This window comes from Nautilia profundicola AmH, from assembly GCF_000021725.1.
Taxonomy (GTDB): Bacteria; Campylobacterota; Campylobacteria; order Campylobacterales; family Nautiliaceae; genus Nautilia; species Nautilia profundicola.
The window spans coordinates 796,460-820,737 of the sequence record NC_012115.1 but is presented as its reverse complement, the minus strand read 5'-3'; the positions used below and the strand labels follow the sequence as shown (position 1 = coordinate 820,737).

24 protein-coding genes are annotated in these 24,278 nt (G+C 32.0%); 7 read left to right on the top strand and 17 right to left on the bottom strand.

The window, feature by feature from the left end:
• The first annotated feature begins 81 nt into the window (after positions 1 to 81).
• A complete protein-coding gene (locus NAMH_RS04420; RefSeq protein WP_015901739.1) occupies positions 82 to 1,128 on the top strand; it encodes a dehypoxanthine futalosine cyclase in 1,047 nt (348 codons plus the stop codon).
• Here the strand turns inward: NAMH_RS04420 and NAMH_RS04415 are convergent.
• From NAMH_RS04415 to NAMH_RS04395, 5 genes are read right to left on the bottom strand one after another with little or no spacing between them, the layout of a single operon-like run.
• The gene (locus NAMH_RS04415) at positions 1,125 to 1,898 is read right to left on the bottom strand and encodes a carbon-nitrogen hydrolase family protein (RefSeq protein WP_015902044.1); all 774 of its coding nucleotides are present in this window, start codon (positions 1,896 to 1,898) and stop codon (positions 1,125 to 1,127) included. The two genes, NAMH_RS04420 and NAMH_RS04415, sit on opposite strands and share 4 nt — an antisense overlap.
• Positions 1,895 to 2,068, bottom strand: coding sequence for an exodeoxyribonuclease VII small subunit (gene xseB, locus NAMH_RS04410; protein WP_015902492.1), 174 nt, complete (start codon positions 2,066 to 2,068; stop codon positions 1,895 to 1,897). Before xseB ends, NAMH_RS04415 begins: the two co-directional genes overlap by 4 nt.
• Positions 2,068 to 3,174, bottom strand: coding sequence for a homoserine O-acetyltransferase MetX (gene metX, locus NAMH_RS04405; protein WP_012663844.1), 1,107 nt, complete (start codon positions 3,172 to 3,174; stop codon positions 2,068 to 2,070). The genes xseB and metX overlap by 1 nt, the downstream gene beginning before the upstream one ends.
• 25 nt (positions 3,175 to 3,199) lie before the next feature.
• The gene (locus tag NAMH_RS08995) at positions 3,200 to 5,422 is read right to left on the bottom strand and encodes an EAL domain-containing protein (RefSeq protein ID WP_015902288.1); all 2,223 of its coding nucleotides are present in this window, start codon (positions 5,420 to 5,422) and stop codon (positions 3,200 to 3,202) included.
• Positions 5,406 to 6,668: an O-acetylhomoserine aminocarboxypropyltransferase/cysteine synthase family protein gene (locus NAMH_RS04395; RefSeq protein WP_015902754.1), complete on the bottom strand. Its 1,263-nt coding sequence runs from the start codon at positions 6,666 to 6,668 to the stop codon at positions 5,406 to 5,408. The genes NAMH_RS08995 and NAMH_RS04395 overlap by 17 nt, the downstream gene beginning before the upstream one ends.
• 50 nt (positions 6,669 to 6,718) lie before the next feature.
• Between NAMH_RS04395 and cmoA the strand changes: the two genes are divergently transcribed.
• On the top strand, positions 6,719 to 7,423 hold the full coding sequence (gene cmoA / locus NAMH_RS04390) for a carboxy-S-adenosyl-L-methionine synthase CmoA (RefSeq protein WP_015901966.1): 705 nt from the start codon (positions 6,719 to 6,721) through the stop codon (positions 7,421 to 7,423).
• Position 7,424: 1 nt separating this feature from the next.
• Here cmoA and flhA read toward each other — a convergent pair whose 3' ends face one another.
• The 3 genes from flhA to NAMH_RS08990 are packed head-to-tail and all read right to left on the bottom strand — an operon-like array spanning position 7,425 to position 11,914.
• On the bottom strand, positions 7,425 to 9,587 hold the full coding sequence (gene flhA, locus NAMH_RS04385) for a flagellar biosynthesis protein FlhA (protein WP_420835239.1): 2,163 nt from the start codon (positions 9,585 to 9,587) through the stop codon (positions 7,425 to 7,427).
• Between the two features lie 19 nt (positions 9,588 to 9,606).
• A complete protein-coding gene (locus NAMH_RS04380) occupies positions 9,607 to 10,023 on the bottom strand; it encodes an RrF2 family transcriptional regulator (RefSeq protein WP_015902704.1) in 417 nt (138 codons plus the stop codon).
• Positions 10,024 to 10,063: 40 nt separating this feature from the next.
• A complete protein-coding gene (locus NAMH_RS08990; protein ID WP_012663680.1) occupies positions 10,064 to 11,914 on the bottom strand; it encodes a sensor histidine kinase in 1,851 nt (616 codons plus the stop codon).
• Between the two features lie 121 nt (positions 11,915 to 12,035).
• Between NAMH_RS08990 and rpsO the strand changes: the two genes are divergently transcribed.
• On the top strand, positions 12,036 to 12,311 hold the full coding sequence (rpsO, locus tag NAMH_RS04370; RefSeq protein WP_015902512.1) for a 30S ribosomal protein S15: 276 nt from the start codon (positions 12,036 to 12,038) through the stop codon (positions 12,309 to 12,311).
• A 72-nt stretch (positions 12,312 to 12,383) separates the two neighbouring features.
• Here the strand turns inward: rpsO and NAMH_RS08985 are convergent, their stop codons facing one another.
• Together NAMH_RS08985 and hisD are read right to left on the bottom strand one after the other, a co-directional pair.
• Positions 12,384 to 12,830, bottom strand: a complete 447-nt coding sequence (locus NAMH_RS08985) for a hypothetical protein (protein ID WP_012663436.1) — start codon at positions 12,828 to 12,830, stop codon at positions 12,384 to 12,386.
• Positions 12,831 to 14,120, bottom strand: coding sequence for a histidinol dehydrogenase (gene hisD, locus NAMH_RS04360; RefSeq protein ID WP_015902317.1), 1,290 nt, complete (start codon positions 14,118 to 14,120; stop codon positions 12,831 to 12,833).
• Between the two features lie 70 nt (positions 14,121 to 14,190).
• Between hisD and NAMH_RS04355 the strand changes: the two genes are divergently transcribed.
• Positions 14,191 to 14,910 (top strand): ABC transporter permease, encoded by a 720-nt coding sequence (locus NAMH_RS04355; protein WP_015901996.1) that lies wholly within the window; start codon positions 14,191 to 14,193, stop codon positions 14,908 to 14,910.
• Between the two features lie 18 nt (positions 14,911 to 14,928).
• Here the strand turns inward: NAMH_RS04355 and gpmA are convergent, their stop codons facing one another.
• Together gpmA and NAMH_RS04345 are read right to left on the bottom strand one after the other, a co-directional pair.
• Positions 14,929 to 15,618, bottom strand: coding sequence for a 2,3-diphosphoglycerate-dependent phosphoglycerate mutase (gene gpmA / locus NAMH_RS04350; protein ID WP_015902116.1), 690 nt, complete (start codon positions 15,616 to 15,618; stop codon positions 14,929 to 14,931).
• 19 nt (positions 15,619 to 15,637) lie between these two features.
• A complete protein-coding gene (locus NAMH_RS04345; RefSeq protein WP_015901759.1) occupies positions 15,638 to 16,144 on the bottom strand; it encodes a hypothetical protein in 507 nt (168 codons plus the stop codon).
• A 24-nt stretch (positions 16,145 to 16,168) separates the two neighbouring features.
• Between NAMH_RS04345 and surE the strand changes: the two genes are divergently transcribed.
• Genes surE through NAMH_RS04330 form a run of 3 tightly spaced genes read left to right on the top strand, consistent with a single transcriptional unit; the run spans position 16,169 to position 18,792 of the window.
• Positions 16,169 to 16,939: a 5'/3'-nucleotidase SurE gene (surE, locus tag NAMH_RS04340; RefSeq protein ID WP_015902839.1), complete on the top strand. Its 771-nt coding sequence runs from the start codon at positions 16,169 to 16,171 to the stop codon at positions 16,937 to 16,939.
• Entirely contained in the window at positions 16,932 to 18,176 is a 1,245-nt protein-coding gene (locus NAMH_RS04335; protein WP_012663619.1) for a YcaO-like family protein, read from the top strand. The genes surE and NAMH_RS04335 overlap by 8 nt, the downstream gene beginning before the upstream one ends.
• On the top strand, positions 18,166 to 18,792 hold the full coding sequence (locus tag NAMH_RS04330; protein WP_015902036.1) for a ThiF family adenylyltransferase: 627 nt from the start codon (positions 18,166 to 18,168) through the stop codon (positions 18,790 to 18,792). Before NAMH_RS04335 ends, NAMH_RS04330 begins: the two co-directional genes overlap by 11 nt.
• 12 nt (positions 18,793 to 18,804) lie before the next feature.
• On the opposite strand, the gene NAMH_RS04325 is transcribed toward NAMH_RS04330, so the two are convergent.
• The 5 genes from NAMH_RS04325 to mtaB form a co-directional block, all read right to left on the bottom strand.
• Positions 18,805 to 19,890 carry a TRAP transporter substrate-binding protein gene (locus tag NAMH_RS04325; protein WP_012663800.1) on the bottom strand — a complete coding sequence of 362 codons (1,086 nt, stop codon included), beginning with the start codon at positions 19,888 to 19,890 and terminating at the stop codon, positions 18,805 to 18,807.
• A gap of 104 nt (positions 19,891 to 19,994) precedes the next feature.
• Entirely contained in the window at positions 19,995 to 21,110 is a 1,116-nt protein-coding gene (locus NAMH_RS04320) for a calcium:cation antiporter (RefSeq protein WP_015902247.1), read from the bottom strand.
• Position 21,111: 1 nt separating this feature from the next.
• Complete coding sequence (gene bioV / locus NAMH_RS04315; RefSeq protein WP_015902148.1) at positions 21,112 to 21,597, bottom strand: pimelyl-ACP methyl ester esterase BioV; 486 nt, start codon at positions 21,595 to 21,597, stop codon at positions 21,112 to 21,114.
• Positions 21,584 to 23,068 carry an AAA family ATPase gene (locus tag NAMH_RS04310; protein ID WP_015901877.1) on the bottom strand — a complete coding sequence of 495 codons (1,485 nt, stop codon included), beginning with the start codon at positions 23,066 to 23,068 and terminating at the stop codon, positions 21,584 to 21,586. Before NAMH_RS04310 ends, bioV begins: the two co-directional genes overlap by 14 nt.
• Entirely contained in the window at positions 23,052 to 24,278 is a 1,227-nt protein-coding gene (gene mtaB, locus NAMH_RS04305) for a tRNA (N(6)-L-threonylcarbamoyladenosine(37)-C(2))-methylthiotransferase MtaB (RefSeq protein ID WP_015902429.1), read from the bottom strand. The genes NAMH_RS04310 and mtaB overlap by 17 nt, the downstream gene beginning before the upstream one ends.

Sequence of the window (24,278 nt, the reverse complement as noted above, 5' to 3'; positions counted from 1 at the left end):
ACTACCTTTTTTGTTATTATCGGAAAAAACCAAATACATACTTATGAATTATACAAAATTATTGAAAAAAAAGGAGTAATTTTGAGGCTTACCAAAGAAAAAGCTATAGATTTGATAAAAAATGAAGATTTAATAACGCTTGGTGAAATGGCTTTAGCAAAAAAAAGAGAGCTTCATCCCAAAAAAATAACCACATTTATTGTAGATAGAAATATCAATTATACTAATATCTGCTGTATAGATTGTAAATTTTGTGCATTTTATAGACATAAAAGGGACGATGATGCGTATATTCTCAGTTTTGAAGAAATTGATAAAAAAATTGACGAACTTATCGAAATCGGCGGAACACAAATATTATTTCAAGGTGGAGTACACCCTAATTTAAAAATCGATTTTTACGAAAACCTTGTTGAACATATTCATAAAAAATACCCGCAAATAACCATTCACGGTTTTTCTGCTCCTGAAATCGATTATATTGCAAAAGTATCAAAAATATCTATAAAAGAAGTGCTTGAAAGATTAAAAGAAAAAGGCTTAAGCTCAATTCCGGGTGCCGGTGCCGAAATTTTAAGCGACAGGGTAAGAGATATAATCGCACCGAGAAAAATAGATACTTCAAGATGGCTTGAAATTCATAAAACTGCTCATCAAATCGGTATGAAAACAACTGCAACTATGATGTTCGGAACCGTTGAAACGATTGAAGAAATCGTTGAGCATTGGAACTTACTAAGAGAGCTTCAGGATGAAACAGGGGGATTCAGAGCGTTTATTATGTGGAGTTTCCAACCATACAATACCGCCTTATATAAAGAAGGTATAGTTACAAAGAAAACCTCTTCAAACAGATATTTAAGATATCTTGCCGTTGCAAGGCTTTTTTTGGATAATTTTAAAAATATCCAGTCAAGCTGGGTTACCCAGGGAAGTTATATAGGGCAGCTTGCACTGCAGTACGGTGCAAATGATTTAGGTTCAACAATGATGGAAGAAAATGTCGTCAGAAGCGCAGGTGCTCAAAATGCAATGAATCAACAGGAAATGATAGAACTCATAAAAGATATAGGTGAAATTCCGGCTAAAAGAAACACGGCTTATGAGATTTTAGAAATATTTGACTAAAATGTTATTTCTTTTGAGAGGTTGTTGAACTTCCACTCTTTTCTTGCTTCTTTTACTAATTTTTTATCAATTGCAGAGATTAAAAGCTCCTCTTTTTCACCCAAATAATTTACAAGTTCGCCGTCGGGATTTATTACGAAACTGTTACCGTAAAACTGCCAATTATTCCATTCCCCCACTCTATTAACTCTTGCAACATATATATTTTTTATAAATGCAAAAGTTTTTAACATTTCAAACCATCGTTTTTTAGAATTAAATGTTCCGACACTCGGAAGTACAACCAGATCGACTTTCTTTTGTGCAAAATAATCCCAAAAAGGAGTAAAATGCGATTCAAAACCAAACATTGAAGCTATTCTTACATTGCCAATAGTGAAAATTAAAGGTTTGGATTCCTTTTTATCAAAAAAACTTTCTTCATTCCAATGGTTGTAAGGCATATATATTTGTTGATAATAAAACCTTGCCTTTCCTTTTTGACATTTCACAATCGCCTTATGTTTTTTGTTTCCTTTTACCACAACCAGCGGTGCTAAAATAGTAATATTATAAACTAAAGAAAGCTTCTTAAGTAGTTTAAGTTGATGGTTTGATTGTTCTTTTACAAAATTAAGCGGTATTTTTTCTATTTCTTTAAAAAATCTGTTTAAAACGTATTCCGGAAGCACAAAAAGTTTGGCTCCTTCGCTTTTTGCAATATTCAAATAATAATTTAATTTCGCTTTGTCAAAGGGAAGTTCCGCACTTTGTAAAAGAGCTATTTTCATTGTATCTCTTGAAACTGCAGTTTAGCCTCTTCAATCATTTTAGTGGCTTCCTCAAGAAGTTTCACACCTTTTTTATAATATTCCATGGCTTCATGTAGTGTGATTTCCGGATCATTTAACTTTTCTAAAAGCTCTTTTGCTTCTTTTAATTTTTTTTCAAAGTCTTGCATTAAACTTCTCCTTTTAATATATCACTGATAATAAAATCAAACTTTTCAAGCTCGACCAAAAAACTGTCGTGCCCGTAATCACTATTTATTTCAAAATAATTACATTTACCGCCGACTTTATCCATGTAATTTTTAATATCTCTCATCTCTTCAGGAAAAAATAAAGTGTCACCGCTGAAAGATATTAAATGAAGTTTGTCTTTAATTTGTGAAAAAGCATCCTCAAGAGAGACAAAACCTCTGCTGATATCAAAAAGTGATATAGCTTTTAATATATAAATATAACTAAGCGGATCAAACCATTTAGGAAACATCGCACCGTTGTATTCAAGATAACTCTCTACTTGAAACCTTCCGAACAATTCAAACATACCGTCTGTTTTAACATATTCCCTACCAAATTTACGTTCGAAAGTTTTAGGTGAAATATAGTTTAAATACCCTATCATTCTTGCTGCAGCAAGACCTTTAAGACCGTTTTGTTTAATAATATCCGGATCATAATTTCCGTTTTTAAATTCACTGTCAGCCCTGATTGCTTCAATCATAGACTTATTAATTGCAATCACGTAAGGTTTAGTTTGATATGTTGTGGCTATAGGTATTATGTTTTCACAAAATCCAGGAAAATCAACTGCAAACCTTAACGCCTGCATTCCACCCATACTGCCGCCGACTATGGCTTTTAGGTGTCTTATGCCTAAAGAATCAAGAAGAATTTTTTGTGCTTTTACCATATCTTTTATCGTAACTACAGGAAATTTAAGTCTGTATCTTTCGCTGCTGCCCGGATGTATTGGAGACATTGGAGAGGTAGAACCGAAACAACTTCCTATTACATTTGTTGAAATTACAAAATATTTCGTTGTATCAATTGCTTTTCCATCACCGATCAGTCCATCCCACCATCCCGGCTTTCTATCACCTTCATACATTCCTGCCGCATGGTGAGAACCTGAAAGTGCGTGTGTAATTAATATTACATTGTCTTTTTTTTCATTCAGTTCACCGTATGTTTCATAAATTATTTGCCATGGTTCTAATATACGGCCGCTCTCAAGATATAAAGGCTTAGTAAATTTAGCTATTTTAGTTTCAATCTTCATATCTGCCTTTTTTCGTGTAATTTTATCATATTAGTTCTTCAATGGGACGGGGTTCACAAAAATAAAACCCTTGAAACTCATCAATTCCCAATTTTTGCAATATCAAAAACTTTTCTTCATCACTTACGTACTCTGCAATTGTTTTAATATTGAACTTTTTAGCAAAAATAACTATAAACTTTATAATTTCGAAATACATAATATTATCGATATTTTTTATTAACGAAGCATCAATTTTTAAATAATCAGGTTTAAGATACAAAATGTTAACTAAATTAGAATATCCACTACCAAAGTCGTCAATGGCGATTTTGATACCTTTTCTTTTAACATGGAATATGAAATCTATAACCTTATCGAACTGTTCTATATTTTCTGTTTCTAATATTTCAAACACTACATTTGTATTGCCGTCTTTGTCCAATAAATCATAAATCAGTTTTTTTGTCTCTTCGTTTGCAATGTCCACATAAGAAAGATTTATCGAAACCGGTATGTTCTTGAATTTGTCTAAATTTTCAAAAACTTTTTTAATCATTATTCTTGAAAAGTAATTATATAATTTAAACTCTTTAATTAAATCCATAAAGTGGGCAGGTGAAAGTATTTTACCGTCATATCTAATTCTCATTAACGCTTCATATTTAACAACCTGCTGCTTATTGTTTACAACGCATTGAAAATATGGAACTATGTCTTCGTTTTCTAATATTGTCAATAACTGCTGAAGCTTTTGCAGTCTCTCTTTTTGGGACTGTTGTATTTTTTCATCGTAAATTTTATACTTTAACACTTTGTCTTTATATGCAAGTTTTAATGCTGTTTCGGCTGTTTCTAAAAGCTTACCTTTCATTGAACTGGCACCGACGGAAAAATTGATTTTTATGTCATTGTATTTGATGTCCAAATGCACAATTTCCCTTAAATCTTCCTCAACGATATTATATTCAAACCCGATAGCAAACTCATCACTTCCGATTCTGTAAACGTTTTTATATTTTTTGGATAAAACTTCAGATATTAAAATCAGAATCTTGTCTCCGATTTCAAATCCGAAAATATCGTTTAGATCCGAAAAATCATCAATATCAATTAAACACAATGATTTGTATCTGTCTATATCTTCTATTAATTTGTTTCTGTTAGGCAAACCGCTTAACTTATCATAATAAACTCTTTTCATAAGTTCTTTTTGCGATTTTTCATAATTATTTTTAAGTTTTTCATATTGTTTTATTGTTTGCTGCATTATTTTTTTAGAAATAATATATGAAACAATAAAGCTTATTAATACAAAAACAACCAATAATATAAGAGTAACGATTAAAAGCTCACTAACATCGTTGATAATATCTTCTTGTATCGATTCGATATCTTTAATAATCTGAGAATAATAAAACCCTTTGACAAACATATAATTATAAGGTCTGTATATAGCAAAATATGTTATTTTCGGCTCATCAATATGTGTTATAGGATTTTTAAAATAATATGTTACAAAACAGCCTTCTTTTCTTTTTAAGCAGTTAAAATATTCTTTTGTATAATATTTACCTTTTACATCAGGTTGGTTTAGGTCAAGTTCTTTTCCGATAAATGATTTTATTGGATGATAAATAACTTTACCGAATGTACCTTTTTCTGCAAACCAGTCCGTTATTTCCGCTATTGCTATATTATTCAGTTTATTTGATTTGTTTATTGTTTTTATAAACTCAATAATCTCGTTTTTAATCATATTTTTTATAATTTCGAGTTTATAAGCCAATCCTAAAATCGTTCCGTCAGATAATCTTTTTTCAACCGCTAAATATTTCCGGTTTTTATAATTTACAACTAAATATCTGTTTTTTCCTATTTGTATAAATGATTCAGAAATATCCGGATAAACTAAATTTTTTGAAACAATATAAAAAAACATGTTTTTTGTTTGATGCATTTGTAAAAATTTTTTTAAGTCTTTTTTATTGTTCAGATAATCTTTATAAACTGTATTTAGCAGTTCCTTTAATACGTTATGGGTGATTTTATAACTCGAAAGCCTAATGCCGTTTACAGCATCAAGTATAGATTTCATGTTTTTTTCCAAAATAGTTTTTTCGTTTTTTAATACGGCATCATTTACTTTTTTAAATTCTTTTTTTGTTAAATCTTCAATAAAAAAAGCATAAAATATACTAAAAGCTATTAAGCCGAAAATCATAAAAAGTATAGGAATGATAAATATTTGCTTAATTAGTTTTTTCAATAGCGTTCCTTAAATCATCAATCAAATCATCAACATCTTCAAGCCCTATACTGAGTCTTATTAAACCTTCCGGAACTCCTGCTGCTTCAAGCTCTTCATGAGAAAGCTGCTGATGTGTTGTACTTGCAGGGTGTGTAGCTAAAGATTTACTGTCACCGATATTTGTTACCAAAGAGAAAATTTTTAAATTTTTCACAATATTTTTAGCACTTTCGTAGTTTTCAACCTCAAAACTTACAATACCTCCTGCATATTTTAAATATTTTTTTGCATATGCATAATTAACGTCAGTTTCCAAAAAAGGATAATTAACTTTTTTTATTTTAGGATGTGTTTCTAAAAATTTCGCAATTTTTAATGCATTATTAGAATGTTCTTTAATTCTTAAATGCAAATGCTCAAGTCCCTGTAAAAGTAACCATGAGTTAAAAGGTGAAATCACAGCCCCGTAATCTCTTAAAAGAGCGAGTCTTGCCCTTGCAATAAAAGGATTTTCAAACTTTTCGTTATAAACAAGCCCGTGGTAACTCTCGTCAGGCTCGTTAAACTGCGGATATCTGTCTGTTTTTAGCTTTTCTTTTGCAAAAGGAGCTTCAATTATACACCCGGCAATGGCACTTCCGTTTCCGACTATATATTTACTTGCACTGTGTACTACAATGTCTACACCGAGTTCAATCGGTTTTACACCGTAAGGTGTGGCTATTGTATTGTCACATATTACAATTACGTTGTGTCTCTTAGCAATCTCAATGATCGAATCAAACTCCGGTACTGTAAGCGCAGGATTTGCGACACTTTCTATTAAAATCAATTTGGTCTTTTCATCAATCAATTCGTTTAATTCTTCAGGGTTGTGTACATTAAAATATTTGGCTTCAATATTAAACTGTTTTAATGTTTGTGTATTTAATGTAATACTGCCGCCATATAGTTTGTCTGAAATAATTACGTTATCACCGCTTTTTATCAAGTTAGATATAGCGTAAAAAATCGCAGCCATTCCGCTTGCAGTAGCAAGTGCGTCAATTCCTCTCTCAATAGCTGAAATTCTTTTTTCAAAAACCCTTGTTGTCGGATTTCCTATTCTTGTATATATATTTCCTTCTTCTTGTAAATCAAAAAGTCTTGCGGCATGGTCAGTATCTTCATATTCATAAGCAGTTGTCATATAAATAGGAACTTGCATTGTTTTTTGTTTGTCTTTGTCATATCCGTAATGTAATGCAAGAGTAGCGTCTTTCATTAAAAAGTCCTTTTTTGATAAAATTACTATAATTATACCAAAGGATAATAATGGAAGATAAAGTTTTTAATAAGCCTATTGAAAAACAATTTGAATTTGACGAAGAAGTTGCAAGTGTTTTTGACGATATGCTTAATAGAAGCGTTCCTTTTTATAAAGAAAACCTTAATTTACAAATAGATATACTAAAAAACTTTTTATCAGACCAAGATAAAATAATAGACTTGGGAAGCTCTACAGGCACCTTTTTAATAGAGCTTGCCAAGAAAAAAGAAAATCTTGACTTAATCGGTATTGACAATTCTGAAGCTATGATTAAAAGGGCAAAAAATAAGGCCAGAGCATTTGGCGTAAAGGTGGAATTTATAAACAGTGATTTTCTTGAATATGACCTTAGCGGTTCTAAGGCAATTGTTGCAAATTACACCGTTCAGTTCATCAGACCTCTTAAAAGGGAAAAACTGATTAAAAAGATTTACGATTCCCTGAAAAACGACGGGATATTTTTGATGAGCGAAAAGCTGATTACGGAAAACAAAAAACTAAACAAAATAATGATTGATATCTATTATGATTATAAAAAGCAAATGGGTTACAGCGAATTTGAAATTGCTCAAAAACGAGAAGCTCTTGAAAATGTACTTATTCCATATACAATGCAAGAAAATATTGAAATGCTAAAAAACGCCGGATTTAAAGAGATTGAAGTTGTTTTTAGATGGAACAATTTTGCTACTTTTATAGCTTTTAAATAGTTTATTGTTGATTATTAAAATTAATACTAATACTTCCCAACACTTCAAACTTCGCATTCGGATCTATTTCCGCATGTGAGAGAACCACTACTTCAACTCCGAATCTTTCAAGTATTTCGGAAAGAGGTTTTCTTATTAAAGGGTCAACAATAAGAACAACAGGCGCAATACCTTTATTTAAAATTTCAGCGGCGGCGTTACTTATTTCTTCAACTAATTTATTCATTTCCGCAACAGTTAATAAAAACTGTTTTTGCTCACCTTGCTGTTGTAATTTATTCATCAGATACTGTTCTGTTTGCGTATCGAACGTAATCAGTTTAAGTGTACCGTCTTCACTTTCATAAAGTTTTGTAATCACCCTGCTAAGAGAGCTTCTTACATGTTCGACAATAACGTCAATATTTTTCGTATATTCAGCCACATCGGCAATTGTTTCAAGAATAGTTATCATGTCTTTAATTGGGATTTTTTCATGTAAAAGAGACTTTAAAACTCTCTGGATTAATCCGATATTAGCAACTTTCAAAGCATCGTCAACAATTGCAGGAAAGTCTTTTTTAACCCTGTCGAGCAACGCCTGAACATCCTGTCTTGTTAATAATTCTTCTGCATATTTTTTAATTATTTCGCTAATATGCGTAACAATTACAGTAGAAGCGTCCACAACGGTATAACCATTCATTAGTGCTTCTTCTTTTTTATCTTCATCAATCCATATCGCATCGATCCCAAACGCCGGTTCTTTTACTTTTTCACCTTCAATTTCTTCTATAACCATCGGACTTGACATTGCAAGATATTTATCAGGATATATTTCCCCTTTTGCAACTTCAACACCTTTTAATAAAATTTGATACTCTGTAGGCTTAAGATGCAAGTTGTCTTTAATTCTGATTTGCGGCACTAAGAAACCGAAATCTTGAGCAATTTTTTTACGCATTGTTTTTATTCTGTCAAGTAAGTCGCCTCCCTGATTAGGGTCGGCGATTTTAATCAGTTGATATCCGATATCAAGTTCAAGCAGTTCTACTTTAAGAATATCCTCAAGAACTTTTTCTTCTTCTTTAGCCAATTCTTCAGGAGATTTTTTAGGTTTTTCTTCGGTGCTTTCCTCACCTTTAGTAGTTGCTTTTTTACCTTCTGAAATCTTTTTAGGAGGTTTTTTTCTAAATTTGGCAATAAGAGACTGAATAGGGTCCACACCTTTTTCCGTTTCCATCATCATATATCCGGTTATTAAAAAAACAAGTCCTACAAAAATCATACTTCCTGTCGGAAACCCCGGAATAAATGCCATAAAGAATAAAATTGTTCCGACTATCAGTACGACTTTATAGTCTCTTATAAGCTGTTTTATTACGCCTTCCGCAAAATTTGTCTCGTCTTTTGTAGCTCTTGTAATAATAATACCTGTCGCCGTAGAAACCATTAAAGCGGGTATTTGACCTACTAATCCGTCACCCACGGTTAGTATAGTATATGTTGATGCGGCTTGAGCCAAATCCATACCCTGCTGAAATACACCGATCATAAAACCGGCAATTATATTTACAAGTGTAATAATAATACCAGCAATCGCATCACCTTTTACGAATTTACTCGCACCGTCCATCGCTCCGTAAAAGTTTGCTTCTTGAATAAGTTCCGCCCTTCTTCTTTTTGCTTCGGCCTCATCAATCAAACCGGCATTTAAATCCGCATCTATCGCCATTTGTTTTCCCGGCATTGCATCAAGAGTAAATCTTGCAGCAACTTCTGCAACCCTTGTAGAACCTTGCGTAATAACCATAAAGTTAATAATTACCAATATAATAAACACAATTATACCGATAACATAATTACCGCCAACAACAAAGTTACCAAACGCCGTAATTATTTTAGAAACAGCATCCGGACCTTCATAACCTTTAGATAAAATCATTCTGGTGGTAGCCACATTAAGCGAAAGCCTGTAAAGAGTAACAATCAAAATAATAGTCGGGAATGTTGTAAAGTCAGTCGGCTTGGGAATATATAAACTTAAAAGAAGAATTAAAACACCGACTGACAAAGAAATTGTTAAGAAAAAATCGAGTATACCACTTGGTAGCGGTACTATAATAATAAGGAGTATTGCAAAAACAAATGCAACAACACCTAAATCAGTGATTTCGCTAAATATTTTTAGTGAATTTTTGACTTTATTTACCAGATTTCATCCTTATAACATCTTCTAATGTGTAGTTTTGAACTATTTTTAAAAACTCTTCTTCCAAAAATGCAAAAAAAGGTCTTATTGAACATATATTTGCTCTTCCTCTCATACAGTCATCAGGATCACTCGAACAATAAAACACAAGTGAGTTTTTATCTTCCATTACTCTGAAAATATCAATGATTTTGATATCTTTCGGCTCTTTGGAAAGAATAAAGCCTCCATGTATTCCTTTAAAAGACTTTACGAATCCTTTTCTTGAAAGTGTTTGCAGCAGTTTTGCCAAAAACGGTTTAGGCAGTTCAGTTATTTCCGCTAAATGTGTCACATCTACCGGTTTATCAAATTTAGAAAGTTCAACTAATGCATGTAAAGTATAAGCGGTCGATTTTGTAAACAGCAACTTAAATCCTTTTTGTAAAATTATACACAAATTATCCTTTTTAGTTAAAGGAAATTGTAAATTTTGCACCGTTTTTTACGTTAGTAGCTTCAAGTTTACCGTTAAAATATTTTTCAATAATTGTTTTTGACATATAAAGCCCTATTCCGCTGCCTTTAAGATCTTTCGTTGTAAAATACGGTTCAAAAATTTTATATATAATTTTTTCGTCGATACCTCCGCCGTTGTCGGTAATGGAGACTTTTTTATTTTTAGAATCGATTTCTATTAAAATTTCACCTTCTTCGATTTTGTTTTCTTCAATTGCATCTTTTGAATTTGAAATTAAATTAAGCAATACTTGCTGAAATTGAGTTTTACTTCCGTATATTTCGAAATCATCCCCTTTTATTTTGACATTAATATTTTTCGATTTAAGTTGTTCGTTAATTAATTTTAATGTATCTTCCAATGCATTTTTTATGCTGAATAAAGTTTTTTTATTATCGTCTCTGAAAAAATTTCTAAAATCATCAATTGTCGAGCTCATAAAAAAGATCGTATCCATGTTTTTTTCAACAAACTTTTCTAACGTTTCTTCGTCACAACCATGTTCCTCCACGTATTCAGGTAGCAATTGAATATTTATTGCCAGGGTGTTTAGTGGCTGTCTCCACTGATGCGCAATAGCTCCGATCATCTCACCCATCGCAGCAAGTCTTGTTTGATGTGCCAAAAGCTGGTCTTTTTTGGATATCTCTTCAACAGCTTTTTTTACCCTGTCTTCCAATGATTGATTAAGCTCTTTGATTTTTTGATTGTAATTTCTAAGCTCTCTGTTTTTAAACGCCAATACAACTAAAAACACTAAAATAACAGCAACAACCGCACTGAATGAAACAATCCATTCTTTATAAAGTTCCCAGAACGTTGTCGGTTTATTTACGTATATTGCGTTTTTATATCCAAGCTCATAAGCGTTTATTCCGAATTTTTCTAAATTTTTTACATTTAAATACATTTTATTTGCTTTTTCAAACGTATAAGGTATCTTTTCCACCGGTGTACCTTTTATGTACTCTAACACCTTTTGACCTACCTCTTCCCCTTGAGAAAGTGCATCAGTCACTTTACCGCCAACTATATTCGTTTTTGGAATATTTACAAAAATATCTGTATGCACGATCATAGGGTCATTATAAATTTTGGAAATCATTTGTGACGCCACGATATAGTTTACATGTTTATCATTCAAATAATAGCTCGAAGGTGTCAAAAGCATCATTACGGAATTTTTTTTGTAATCTTTAAGTTTATCCAATACGGTATTTAAGTCTTTTTTATTTAATACTATAAATTTAATGTTTTTAATACCTTTAAATGCATCTAAATACTGCTTTACCACCAATGTTCCGGATGTTGAAGCGTCTGAAACTATATATACATATTTTAAATCTTTTTTGATTTTTTTTGCAAATTTCAAGTTTTCCATCGGTTCTTTTTTTTCAAACACTCCCGTATAAATTTTTTTGTCTAATTTTTGCACTAAAGAAAGGTTGTTAACTCCACAGAAAAATACTTTTGCTTTTTTGAATAAAGGAAAATCTTTATATTTTCTAACAAAATTAAGAGCATTGTCATCAGTAGTGATAATAATATCGAAATCTATATTTTTATATTTGTTTTTTAAATAATAGTAATAGTTATACATTCTCATCGGAGTCGGTCTGAATATTTTAGTATCCATAAATTCAATGTATTTTTTTAGATCTTTGTTATCCTTTAACACATGCAACACACCTTCAAGCTCTCCTTTCGTCCAAGCCAACTGTATAGAATATGAATTTAATATCAAAATATTTTTAGCAAATAAAACTACACTGAACCAAATAACTAATAATATAAATCTCATAATAATTCCTTTTTTTATATCAACTTCATAATTATATATAAATTTGCTTTTTTTTATAAAAAGAGATATACTTTCATTTCAATTCAATGAAAATTGAAAATTTACCAATCAGGAGGCTAACATGGCTTTGGATTCGGCGAAAAAAAGAGAAATTATCGCTAAATTCGGAAATGATGAAAAAGATACTGGAAGTCCAGCGGTTCAAATCGCGTTATTGACTGAAAGAATCAATGAAATCAACGAACATTTACAACAACATAAACACGATCACTCAAGCAGACTTGGTCTATTAAAGCTTGTAGGTCAAAGAAAAAGACTTATGAGATACCTTAAAAGAAAAGATCACGACAAATATCTTGAAGTGATTACTGCATTAAACTTAAGAGATAGAGTTTAATCTCTATTTCTTTTGTTTCCCTACATTAGTGTCTGTCACCAATACTTGTATTTTGTTAAAATTAATTATCTTTCATTTATTTAACGCTTTTTTTTCCAATGTATCAAGTTCATCTTTATATGTAATGTTTTTCGGAAGGATACTGCCGTGGAAATAATCAAAAAGTTTTTTATGTCTATGTTTATGATTTAAAATCTTTTCAAAAAACAGCATAGATTTTTCTTTATCCTGGGCAACAACAAATTTTTCGTTAAATAACATTAAAGCCGAAAGCAGATCCGCCGTATTTGATTTAGGGTTGTCCGCTATATCTATGAGATCATCAAGTGTCAATTTGTGATGTTTTTGAGATTTGTTAGTATTGTTGTTTTTAGATTTTCTTGCAAAATAAAAAATAAAAAAAAGACAAATAACGGTAATTAATATCAAATATATTATAAAAGCAAGAGGAGAATTGGGAGAAAGATCCCATACGGTATCGCTTAAGAAAGAAAAAAAGGATAATATTTTCTCTTTCAATTATTTAAGTCTTTCAAGCACTGATTTTTCATGAGCGGTAAGCCCTTCGGTATGCGCAAGAATAGCACAGTCTTCACCCATCTGTTTTATAGCTTCTTTACTAAATGAAATAATTGAAGATTTTTTCATAAATATTTCAACATTTAGAGGTGAATAAAATTTTGCTGTTCCACCAGTCGGAAGGGTATGATTCGGTCCGGCAATATAATCACCAATAGGCTCAGGAGTATTTTCTCCAAGGAAAATAGCTCCTGCATGTTTGATTTTCGGAAGTAAATCAAAAGGATTTGCCGTAACGATTTCCAAATGTTCCGGTGCAATTTCATTCATTAGTTCAATTGCCTCGTCAATTGATTTCGTAATTATTATAGCGCCTCTTTCTTCAATAGATTTTCCAGCAATCTCTTTTCTTTCAAGTTCTTCTAAAAATCTATAAACTTCTTCTCTTGTTTTATAAGCTAAATCTTCAGAATCAGTAATAAGAATCGAACTTGCCATTTCATCATGTTCAGCTTGAGACAAAAGATCTATTGCCATATAATTCGGTTTTGCGGTGTTATCTGCAATTATACCTATTTCACTTGGACCGGCAATCATATCGATATTCACTTCACCGTAAACAAGTTTTTTTGCGGTTGCTACAAAAATATTACCAGGTCCGGTAATAACATCGACTTTGGGAATGTTTTCAGTTCCGTAAGCCATAGCAGCAATAGCGCTTGCACCTCCCACTTTAAATGTTTTAGGCATTCCGCATATATATAATGCCGCAAGTAACAGCTCATTAGGTTTATTTTCAATAACAGGAGTTGTTACTACTATCTCTTTAACTCCAGCAACTATGGCAGGAATAACATTCATTAAAAGACTGCTCGGATAAAATGCTTTGCCTCCAGGCACATATACTCCGGCACTGTCTACCGGAGTAACTTTTTGACCTAAAATAGTACCGTTATCTTCAAAAGTTAGCCATGTTTTAGGAAGTTGTTTTTCATGATATGCTTTAATCCTGTCATAAGCTAAATGAAGTGCTTTTTTCAGTTTTTCATCAAGATTTTCATATGCTTTTTTCATTTCGTCTTTAGAAATTTCTAAATCTTTATCTGTCTTAGGTTCCCATTTGTCAAATTTTGAAATATGTCTGAAAAGAGCCTCATTACCTTCATTTTTCACTTCGTTAATGATGTTTTTAACAATTCCCTCTACATTCTCTATATCCATTTTACCACGAGAAAGGATTTCATTAAATTCATTTTGGAATTCGGAAGAAGTGGTTTTGATAATTTTCATAACTTCCCTTTTTTTAAGAAATTGTACCAAATTAATCTTATAAATGTTAAAATTCGAAAAAAGGAAATTGATGCAGTTTGATTTAATAGCATTTAGTTTCATATTGGTTTTAATTCCACTTATAATTTCTTACAAATTCAAAATAGGTATAGAAAAAGAACTTTTTATTAATTCCTTGAGGGCGTTTTTACAATTAACTGCTCTTGGCTTTGTTTTAGGATTTATTTTTAAAATAAAAAATCCTATTTTTTATATTCCTATCGTATTACTTATGCTGTTATACTCTGCATATATTGCTCAAAAAAGGAGTAAATTCAGTTTTAAAGCGGCTTTTTATTCTCTGACATTAAGTACAGTCATTATTCTTTCAACTTTGATAATATTAAATATAATTTCTCTAAAACCAAACGAGTTTATTCCTATTGCAGGTATGATTATAGGAAACTCATTAAATACCTATACACTCACAATCGAAAGAATAAGACGTGAACTTGAACTTCAAAAAGAGCTTATTGAAGCATTTGTAGCAATTGGTGCAAGTGTTAAAGAAGCTTTCAAAATTATGCAGCGTCAGGCTATTAAAGCCGCACTTATACCTGTAAACAACATGCTTCAGACAATTGGTGTTGTAGCAATTCCCGGAATTACCACCGGTATGCTTTTAGCGGGAGCCGATCCTCTTAAAGCAGTCAGTTATCAGATAGTTATTATTTATATGCTTGTAAGTATAAATCTTTTCAGTGCGCTGTTTGGAAGTTTGTTTTTTATTAGAGAGAATAAATCGTTATAGAAAAAGATCTGAAAGATCTTAGTCTATATTATATACGTTTTTGATATGTAAAGCTTCATCAAACTCATAAACCCTTGGAATCCCAGTAGCGATTTCAAATTTTGGAATATCTTCGTCACTAATTCCGTCAAGTTCTTTTACCATACCTCTGATTGTATTACCGTGAGCAGTAATAAGCACGTCTTTTCCTTCTACAAGTAAAGGTGCCACTCTTTCATGAAAAGCCGCCATTGCTCTTATCTGATTGTCTTTTAAACTTTCAGTGTTAGGCAATAATTCAACCGGAAAATTTTTATAATGAGGGTCGAATCTCGGATGTCTTTTGTCATCTTCGCTCAGCGGCGGAGGCGGCACATCGTAACTTCTTCTGTAAAGAAGAAATTTTTCTTCACCAACTTCGGCTTTAACTTCGTCTTTATTAAGCCCTGTAAGAGCTCCGTAATGTCTTTCGTTAAATCTCCAGTCTTTAAGATGGTCTATAAACAGTAAGTCAAGTTCCTCAAGAATTATAATTCCCGTTTTGATAGCTCTTTTTAAATATGAAGAAAAACATATATCAAAACAAAAACCTGCTTCTTTCAATTTTTGTCCTGCTTTTTTCGCTTCTTCTATCCCTTCAGGTGCCAAATCAACATCAACCCACCCTGTGAATCTGTTTTGTTTATTCCATTCGCTTTTTCCATGTCTAACAAGTACAAGTTTTGCCATATTCATCCTTTATGATAAATTAATATTGAAATTTTATCAAATTTTTCATCCCGGCGCGGTTTTTCCACTCCGCAAGTTTTATTAAAGCAAGGTTTACATCGAAGTTTTTGTTAATCATAGGAAAAATAACCTCACCGTCAACAGCTACAAAAAACATATCACTAAACTCTTTTTTATCTTTTCTCTGTATAATCAAATAGGTAAGCTCGTTGTCAATGGTTCTCGGAATGTTTTTGTTTATACATACTCCTATCTGCTCTCTCATAAACGTATTTAGTGCTTTCATATAATTTAGCACAACATCTTCCCAGCTAAGCTCCTCACCTAATGAGTTGAAAATTTTTAAATCAGTAATTCTCAATTCTACATTCTCAATTCTCAATTCTGCATTTACCCACACTCCCACGTCATATTCCGATAGTTTGTTTTTAAAGTTTTCAAAATCTTCTTCAATTTCAGCTGAATAAAACGGGTAATTTGATAAAATTTTAAAAGATATATCGGAACGTAAATACTTTGAATACATCAACAACCCTTTTTAAGGAGAATTATGCCAAAAATTTTAATAACTAACGACGACTCTTTTGAAGCAAAAGGACTTGAGGTTTTAATAGACGCCGTTAAAGACCTCGGAGAAGTATATATTGTCGCACCAGCACACCACAAAAGCGCATGCTCACACTCTTTAACCATAACAAAGCCGTTACGTTTCGTAGAAATTGAAAAAAATTTTTACAAACTTGATGACGGAACACCGGCCGATTGTGTTTATCTTTCAATGGATAAACTGTTTAAAAATGACAAGCCCGATATCGTACTAAGCGGTATAAACCACGGAGCAAATATGGGTGAGGATGTCAATTATTCCGGTACCGCCGCAGGTGCTTTTGAAGGAGCGATACACGGCATACCGTCTATCGCTTTTTCTCAGGTTCTGAAAAGTTACGACACGCCTCCTACTGAAGTAAACTGGGAAAACGCAAAAAAAATTGCAAAAGATCTGACGGAGAAAGTTCTTAAAAGAAAAATAAATATCCCGCACAGACAGATTCTAAATGTAAACATTCCGAATACAAAAGAAATAAAAGGATACAAAGTAACCAAGCTCGGTTACAGGCTATATGGATTCGATGCCCACAAACACTTAAATCCAAGAGGTGAGGAATATTACTGGATCGGGCTACATCCTCTAAAATTCAAAGAAGAGGACAATAGTGATTTTAATGCAATAAAAAACGGTTTCATTTCTATAACACCTTTAAAATTGGATATTACAGCTTATGAAAGCTTAAAAGAATTACAAACGAGTATAAATGATTAAAGAACTTCATACTTTTTTGTCATCCCTTGATATGGATTTGAAAAGTTCAGTTACAAATCCTGAAAAAAATGTGTTTTTAGCAAAGTTGACGGATTATAACACTTCTTTTACAAGCTACGGTAAAGGCTCTACTGAAAAAGACGCATTATTAAGTGCGTATGGGGAAATGTGCGAAAGGGTAATTAACAGAAACTATTTTGAAGAGTATTATATAAATGATTTATATCCGCAAATGAAAAGCGGAGATTTTTTAAATGAAAAATTAAAACAGTTTTACAAAATAGATGAAATGGAACCGGAGGACTTAATTGATTTCAATTCCGATAAGTTTGAAATTTTATCAATTCCTTTTTTAGAAAAATCTACAGCAAAAAAAGTTTTTTTCCCTGTTAATCTTATACAAAATCTTTATGCAAGTAACGGTATGGCATTTCATTTTGATTTAAATCAGGCATATTATAATGCAAAGACTGAAATTATAGAAAGATATGTAAAATTTGATGTAATTCGATACGGTTTGCCTTTGCCAAAAATAAATCACCCTTTAAATTCTGCAAAAATTCAAATTTACGACGCTACCCTAAACGGAAAATATCCTGTCATGGCTGCAAGTTTTATTGAAAATGATGAAATAATTCTCTCTTTTGGTTGTGATCTAAACAGGGAAAAGGCAATACAAAAAGCATATCTTGAATTATGGCAAACAGAAATGCGTGAAAGAGGCAGATTTAACGAAAATATCGAAGAAATTAAAAACTCTTTTAATTTATATAGACATTTTGTAAATTTAAGCGGTGACGTACACACAAATTTTTTAAAAGCGCCTCTTTTTAAAGAAGTTAAATGGGACTTTGAAGATTTGGACGTATTTACCAATGAAGAATATATAAAAGTATATAATGCTAATCCATTTATAGCCATTCACATAATAATCCCAGGAATAAGTGAAGTATATCCACTTGAAGATATGATATATAATAACATTAATCAGGGAAAACTTTATTACAGAGACAAAATACTAAATTATGAAAAATATTCAAAAGAAGAGATTTATGAAATAATCGATGAATTAAAATACTCTTTTGCAACAGAAATAGGAGCTTTGATTGGGGTGAAATTCGATACAACGATTTTTGCTGACGATTTTGAATATTATTATAAAAACAACATCAAACCAAAATTTTCAAAAACATATCTTAACATATTGAATTTAGCAAGGAAACTCAATGAGATATGACAGATGTAAAAAACTTTTTTCAAAATTTGAACATTTAAAAGATCTTAAAATTCTTATATGCGGAGTCGGAGGTGTTGGAGGATATGCACTTGACTGCCTTTATCGCTCCGGAGTAAGCAATATAACTATCATAGATTACGATGTATTTGACATTACAAACCAAAACAGGCAAATCGGAAGCGAATTTATAGGAGAAAAAAAAGTAAAAGTGCTATCTACATTATATCCGTTCGTTACACCTATAGACATGAAACTTTCTCCTGAGAATATTAAAGACCTCGAGATTGATAAATATGACATTGTTATTGATGCGATAGATGATATAAATGCAAAGATTGAACTAATCAAAGCGGCATATCCTAAAATTATCTCTTCTATGGGAGCTGCCAAAAGAATAGACCCTACAAAAATAAGAATAGATAGTATCTGGAAAACAAACACAGACCCACTTGCAAAAAAAGTAAGAGATAAACTAAAAAAAGACAATTTCAATGGTGATTTCAAAGTGGTTTATTCAATAGAAAAACCTGTAAAATGCGATATGGGAAGTTTTGTAGGTGTTACGGGAGCCTTTGGGTTTGCTCTTTGTTCAGAAGTATTAAAAGATTTCGTATAACCCGAAAAAGGGTTATACTAAAAATCCGCTGTCTCTCATATCAAGATAAGCTTTCATTCCTACATCTGTCCATTTTCTTGTTGTTGGGAAGAATTTTTGAATTGATTCATAAACTCTTGCGAAGTCTTTGTTTTTATTTGCATTTTCTTCTAAGATTTTTTTGATAGCTCTTTTTGCAGCTTCGTTTACATCATCAGGGAATTGACCTAAATGAACTCCGTATTTACCTTCCATGATTTTTTTAAGAGCTACGCCGTTTTCGTATTGGAATTGCGCAAGCATTCTTGCATTCATTTCATTTGCCGCTGATTCAAGAATCGCTTGTTGTTCTTTTGAAAGTCTTTCGAATTTTCTTTTGTTAAATGTTAATTCTAAGTTTGTTCCTGGTTCATGCCATCCAGAATAGTAATATTTAGCAACTTTATAGAATCCCATTTTAGTATCAAGAGCAGGTCCTACCCATTCAGTTGCGTCAATAACACCTCTTTCAAGAGCAGTGTATAATTCACCTCCAGGAATATTTACAGGTTTAACACCAAGAGCTGCCATAACTTCCCCACCAAGTCCAGGAATTCTCATTTTTAGACCTTTAAGATCAGCTAAAGACTTGATAGGTTTTCTGAACCATCCACCCATCTGGTTACCAGTGTTACCGCCTTTGAATGGAATTAAATTATATTTTGCATATAACTCTCTCCAAATTTCCATTCCGCCGCCAAAATCAAACCAAGCCATCATTTCATCAGCGATCATTCCGAACGGATACGCAGTAAATAAACTAAACGCAGGATTCTTACCTTTCCAATAATACGGTCCTGAGTGGAAACCGTCTATCAGTCCTTTTGAACAAGCGTCAAAAACTCCAAGAGCCGGCACTAATTCATTAGCTCCGTAAACTTTTATTTTTAAACTTCCGCCACTTAGTTCATTAACTCTTTTTGCATACCATAATATACCCTCACCCATGATAGGCAATGTTTTAGGCCATGACAAACATACTTTTAATGTTTTAGTGCTTTTTGCATATAAATTTGTTGTAAAAGTAGATGCAGCTACAGCCCCTACCCCAGCAGTTTTAAGGAATTTTCTTCTATCCATTTTATCTCCTTTATTAATTTTAAACATTTCATTTTAGCATATTTAATTAAAAATTTAATATTAAAATAACTTCAAATTATAAAAAAAGGAAAAAAAGAAATAGATTAGTAGAATATTGCTATAACAGCGTAACTTAAAAACAGCATTAAATGTGAAAGTCCTTCAAGATAGTTTGTCTCACCGTCTTCTGTAGTTTTCCAAACAAGTAAAATCGTAAGTATTAACGCTCCTACCTGTAATGGGGTAAAGTCCAAAGTCAAATCGACTCCAACAAGTAAAGAAAGGAAAATAAGAGAAGGTACCGTTAAAAGAATACTAACGGTACTCGCACCCATAGCAATATTTACCACTCTTTGCATTTCATCGTTTTTAGCCGCTCTAATCGCCGTAAACAATTCTGGCGCAACTGTAACGAATGCAATTAAAATACCGACAAACCCGGCAGTAAGTCCGAAACTTTTAAATACGTTTACACCATCATTTGCAAAAATTTCCGAAAGCATACCTATAAGAACAAGTAAAAACACTAAAAATCCGATATTAAACATATTTGATTTTTTATCGAAATAATAATCTTCATCTTCTTCATCTTCTCTTCTGTATTTTTTTACCCTGCTTCTTTTTTTGAATTTAAAGAAATGAACATGAGTATCAGTCTGAAATCTAAAAATGAAAAAATAATATATTGCAAGAAGTGTTGCAATTATCAAACTTGCATTAAATAAAGAATCCTGATCGGAATGAATGGAAATGGTTGTAGGTACCAAAAGCATTGCAGCCGCAACGAATAATATCGTTGTATAACTTGCTGAGGTATCCTCGTTATGAACCTGCTCTTTAAAACTAAGCCCTCCTACAAATACCGCAATTCCTAAAAGAGCATTTAGATCAACAATAACGGTTGCAATAATACCGTTTTTGACTGTTTCAACTACTTCAGGATGCGTTTTCGCTTCCAAAACAACCATAAAAAGTATTAATATTTCAACTAATACGGCGCTAAAAGTAAGAATTAAGCTGCCAAACGGTTCTCCGAAACGCTCAGCCAATATTTCAGCTATTTCACTGATCGTAACAGCAAGTGCTCCGATCCCTATTGCAGCAAACAGCGTAGCAAAAACACTTAAACCTTGAAGATGAAAGATTATAGCAAGAGGCAGTGCAGAAAAACCTACAAAAATATCCCAATATTCTTTAAAAATATGCTTGGGTTCGTCCAAATTAACTCCTTAAGAAATGATTAGCTTTTTTTATTAAATATACATCACCGTAATTTTTAAAAAAATCAACGGCAGGTTTTAAAGAAATGATTTTATCAAATTCTCCCAAAAAAATCTCTATTTTTACATTTTTAATCAGTTTTATTTTTTCCCAATCAAAAGTAAAAAGAGCATTTAGATCCTCTACAGTACAGTCTGTTATATATTTTTCATTAAAAAATCCTGCTTTTTTCATGAAATTTTCTATATATTTTTCTTTATTCAATTTAAAAGCATTGATATTTAAATCAATAATTTTTTGAGGATAATTAAAATAAGCAGGAGAAAGCAGCTGCAGTTTATCTACTCTTTCACTACTGTTTATTACATAATCAACTGCTCGTTGAGCTCCGTAACTAAACCCAGCCACTACAAACTCTTCCTCAACTATATAGTTTTGAAAAAGTTTTTTTTCGTTTTTTAGACAAAAGCCGTTAAAATATTTCATTTTTTAATTTTTCGAAATCTTCTTTATGAATAACTTCTTTTTCCAATAAAATATGATAAACAGCTTCAATCATTCTTAAATTCGAAGAATATAAAACTTTTACTTCATTAAGAGCTTCATTTAAAATATTAGCAACCTCACCCTCATCTGAAATGATATTTTCACCCATTGCATAATCTTGGATCATCTTAACGGCAAGTTCCCTTGCTTTTTTTAAATCCAAATGTGCATTTGAATATTTTTCATTAAATTTATCTTCCACACCTACACGTCCTGCAAGATATACCTGTATTTTATTCATCATTTCCGTTTTTGAAACTATTTCTTTATCTTCTTCTTTAAAATCGTCTTTTACTAACGAAATTCTTTCAAAGTCCACACTTAGCCATTCAGCAATAACAGCTTTACACGCCTGATAATAACTTAAAATCTCTTTTTCTTTAGGGTTGTATGTTTGAAGTCTTTTTTTACCTACTAAAACTTTATCCTTCACCGCATAAAAATCTTCTTCTTCTACGAAATGTTTGCCTTTTTTTAGAGCATAAATACTTGCTTCGTTAACAAGACTCGCAAGAGCCGCCCCGCTAAAACCGACTGTCATTTTTGCAATATTTTCAAGACTGCCTTTAAAAGGTTTGTTTTTTAAATGAACTTTTAAAATCTCAATTCTGTCTTTAAGTCCCGGCAATTCAACATAAATTCTTCTATCGAATCTTCCCGGTCTAAGAAGCGCTTCATCTAAAAGCTCAACCTTGTTAGTGGCACCTATTACAATTACACCGCTGCTTCCTTCAAAACCGTCCATTTCGGTTAGTAGCTGGTTTAAAGTTGCTTCTCTTTCATCGTTTCTTAAATTTCCCCTGCTTTTTCCTATCGCATCGATTTCATCTATAAAAATAATACTCGGAGCAGTTGCTTTCGCTTTTGTAAAAAGATCTCTTACCCTTTTAGCCCCGACACCTACATACATCTGTACGAAGCTGCTTCCGCTTTGGTAAAAAAACGGAACTCCGGCTTCTCCGGCAAGCGCCTTAGCAATTAACGTTTTACCGACACCAGGAGGTCCGACTAAAAGAACACCTTTTGGTAATTCAATGCCGAATGCTTTATATTTATCAGGATTTTTTAAAAAATCCACAATTTCTACAAGCTCCTCTTTAACTTCACTTATTCCGGCAACGTCATCGAACGTTACATTTGAAGTGGTTGGTTTGATTACAAAGTCCTTTTCAATACCAGTATCCATCTGTACCTGAACTTGTTGAGGCGGTTGCTGAGTGTTTGGAACTACTCTTCTTAAAAGAACTATCAGCAATATAAAAAAGCCAAATACAATTACTACAGCAACTATCTGATTAATTAATGTTTTGGCATCTAACCCGTCCCCTTTTAAAGATGCAAAAATCAGTAATGCAATTAAAATCCCGATTAAAACAGATACTATTAAAGTATTTTTACTTGATTTGTGCATAATTTACATCCTTTATTTCATAATCGTTTATTTTCATCCAGTTTCCTTTTATATTTTTATCCGATTTTATCATCATTCTATTATAAAACTCATCATATCCTTCATAAAAACCGTTTTTATAATTTTCAACGTGTACTGTTAATGGAATTTTATTTTTTATTCTGAAATTATAATTATTTCTTTTTACAATCTCATCTAAAATTTTAGCACGTTTTTTAGCAACATCTCCTTTAACATTCTGTGTGAGTGTAGCAGAATGGGTTCCGTCTCTTGGAGTAAATCTGAAAATATGTATATGCGTTAAAGGATATTTTTTAAAATTTTTAAGTGCTTCTTGCCATATTTCTTCCGTTTCCCCAGGATGACCAACAATAAAATCCGTACCTAACGCTATACCTTTGTTTGCAAGGTTTTCAAATAACTCAAGCGTCTGTTTTACTCTATTTCTTCTTTTCATGATTCTAAGCATTCTGTCACTTGTGTGCTGCAATGCAATATGAAGATGTTTTTCAAGTATTCCGTTTTGAGTAAGCTCTATCAACCTCTCATCAAGCTGACTTGGTTCCAAACTACCTAATCTTATTCTTTTAACCCCTCTTATCTTTGAAATTTTTTCTATTAATTCGGAAAGTGTAGTGTTTGTATCTTTCCCGTAACTCCCCATATTAATACCCGTCAGTACAAATTCACTAATACCATTTTGTGAAAGTGTTTTTATCTGTTCTAAAATTATATTTTCAGGCAGTGACCTTGAATGCCCTCTCACACTGGGTATAATACAATATGCACACTCAAAATCACATCCTTCTTGTATTTTAACAAAAGCTTTGGCTTTAGTATATTCGGTTATAATTTTTTGGTTGATAAAATCAAAATCACCTAATTCAACACCTTGAAAAGCGATATATTTATCAATTGTTTCTTTATATTTATGTCCGAGCACAGTTTTTACTTTCCCCTGCTTAAACAGCTCCTCCCCTTGGGTATATGCCGCACAACCTGTTAACATAATATTTTTACTCTGCCACTTATTTATATACTGTCTAAGATCTCTGTCGGCAAAATTTGTTACCGTACAAGAATTTACAATTATAATATCCGCTTCATTTTCACTATAAACAATTTCCGCATTTTGTTTAAGAATATTTTTCATAACCTCACTGTCATAAAGGTTACTTCTACATCCAAATGTTTTAATAAATATTTTCAT

Coding starts and splice junctions, on each gene's coding strand:
- NAMH_RS04345 (WP_015901759.1), bottom strand. CDS start 16,144: ATGTATTCAAAGTATTTACGTTCCGATATATCTTTTAAAATTTTATCA.
- surE (WP_015902839.1), top strand. CDS start 16,169: ATGCCAAAAATTTTAATAACTAACGACGACTCTTTTGAAGCAAAAGGA.
- metX (WP_012663844.1), bottom strand. CDS start 3,174: ATGAAGATTGAAACTAAAATAGCTAAATTTACTAAGCCTTTATATCTT.
- hisD (WP_015902317.1), bottom strand. CDS start 14,120: ATGAAAATTATCAAAACCACTTCTTCCGAATTCCAAAATGAATTTAAT.
- NAMH_RS04355 (WP_015901996.1), top strand. CDS start 14,191: ATGCAGTTTGATTTAATAGCATTTAGTTTCATATTGGTTTTAATTCCA.
- NAMH_RS04415 (WP_015902044.1), bottom strand. CDS start 1,898: ATGAAAATAGCTCTTTTACAAAGTGCGGAACTTCCCTTTGACAAAGCG.
- NAMH_RS04335 (WP_012663619.1), top strand. CDS start 16,932: ATGATTAAAGAACTTCATACTTTTTTGTCATCCCTTGATATGGATTTG.
- NAMH_RS04310 (WP_015901877.1), bottom strand. CDS start 23,068: ATGCACAAATCAAGTAAAAATACTTTAATAGTATCTGTTTTAATCGGG.
- NAMH_RS08990 (WP_012663680.1), bottom strand. CDS start 11,914: ATGAGATTTATATTATTAGTTATTTGGTTCAGTGTAGTTTTATTTGCT.
- NAMH_RS04395 (WP_015902754.1), bottom strand. CDS start 6,668: ATGAAAGACGCTACTCTTGCATTACATTACGGATATGACAAAGACAAA.
- bioV (WP_015902148.1), bottom strand. CDS start 21,597: ATGAAATATTTTAACGGCTTTTGTCTAAAAAACGAAAAAAAACTTTTT.
- rpsO (WP_015902512.1), top strand. CDS start 12,036: ATGGCTTTGGATTCGGCGAAAAAAAGAGAAATTATCGCTAAATTCGGA.
- cmoA (WP_015901966.1), top strand. CDS start 6,719: ATGGAAGATAAAGTTTTTAATAAGCCTATTGAAAAACAATTTGAATTT.
- NAMH_RS04325 (WP_012663800.1), bottom strand. CDS start 19,890: ATGGATAGAAGAAAATTCCTTAAAACTGCTGGGGTAGGGGCTGTAGCT.
- NAMH_RS04330 (WP_015902036.1), top strand. CDS start 18,166: ATGAGATATGACAGATGTAAAAAACTTTTTTCAAAATTTGAACATTTA.
- gpmA (WP_015902116.1), bottom strand. CDS start 15,618: ATGGCAAAACTTGTACTTGTTAGACATGGAAAAAGCGAATGGAATAAA.
- xseB (WP_015902492.1), bottom strand. CDS start 2,068: ATGCAAGACTTTGAAAAAAAATTAAAAGAAGCAAAAGAGCTTTTAGAA.
- mtaB (WP_015902429.1), bottom strand. CDS start 24,278: ATGAAAATATTTATTAAAACATTTGGATGTAGAAGTAACCTTTATGAC.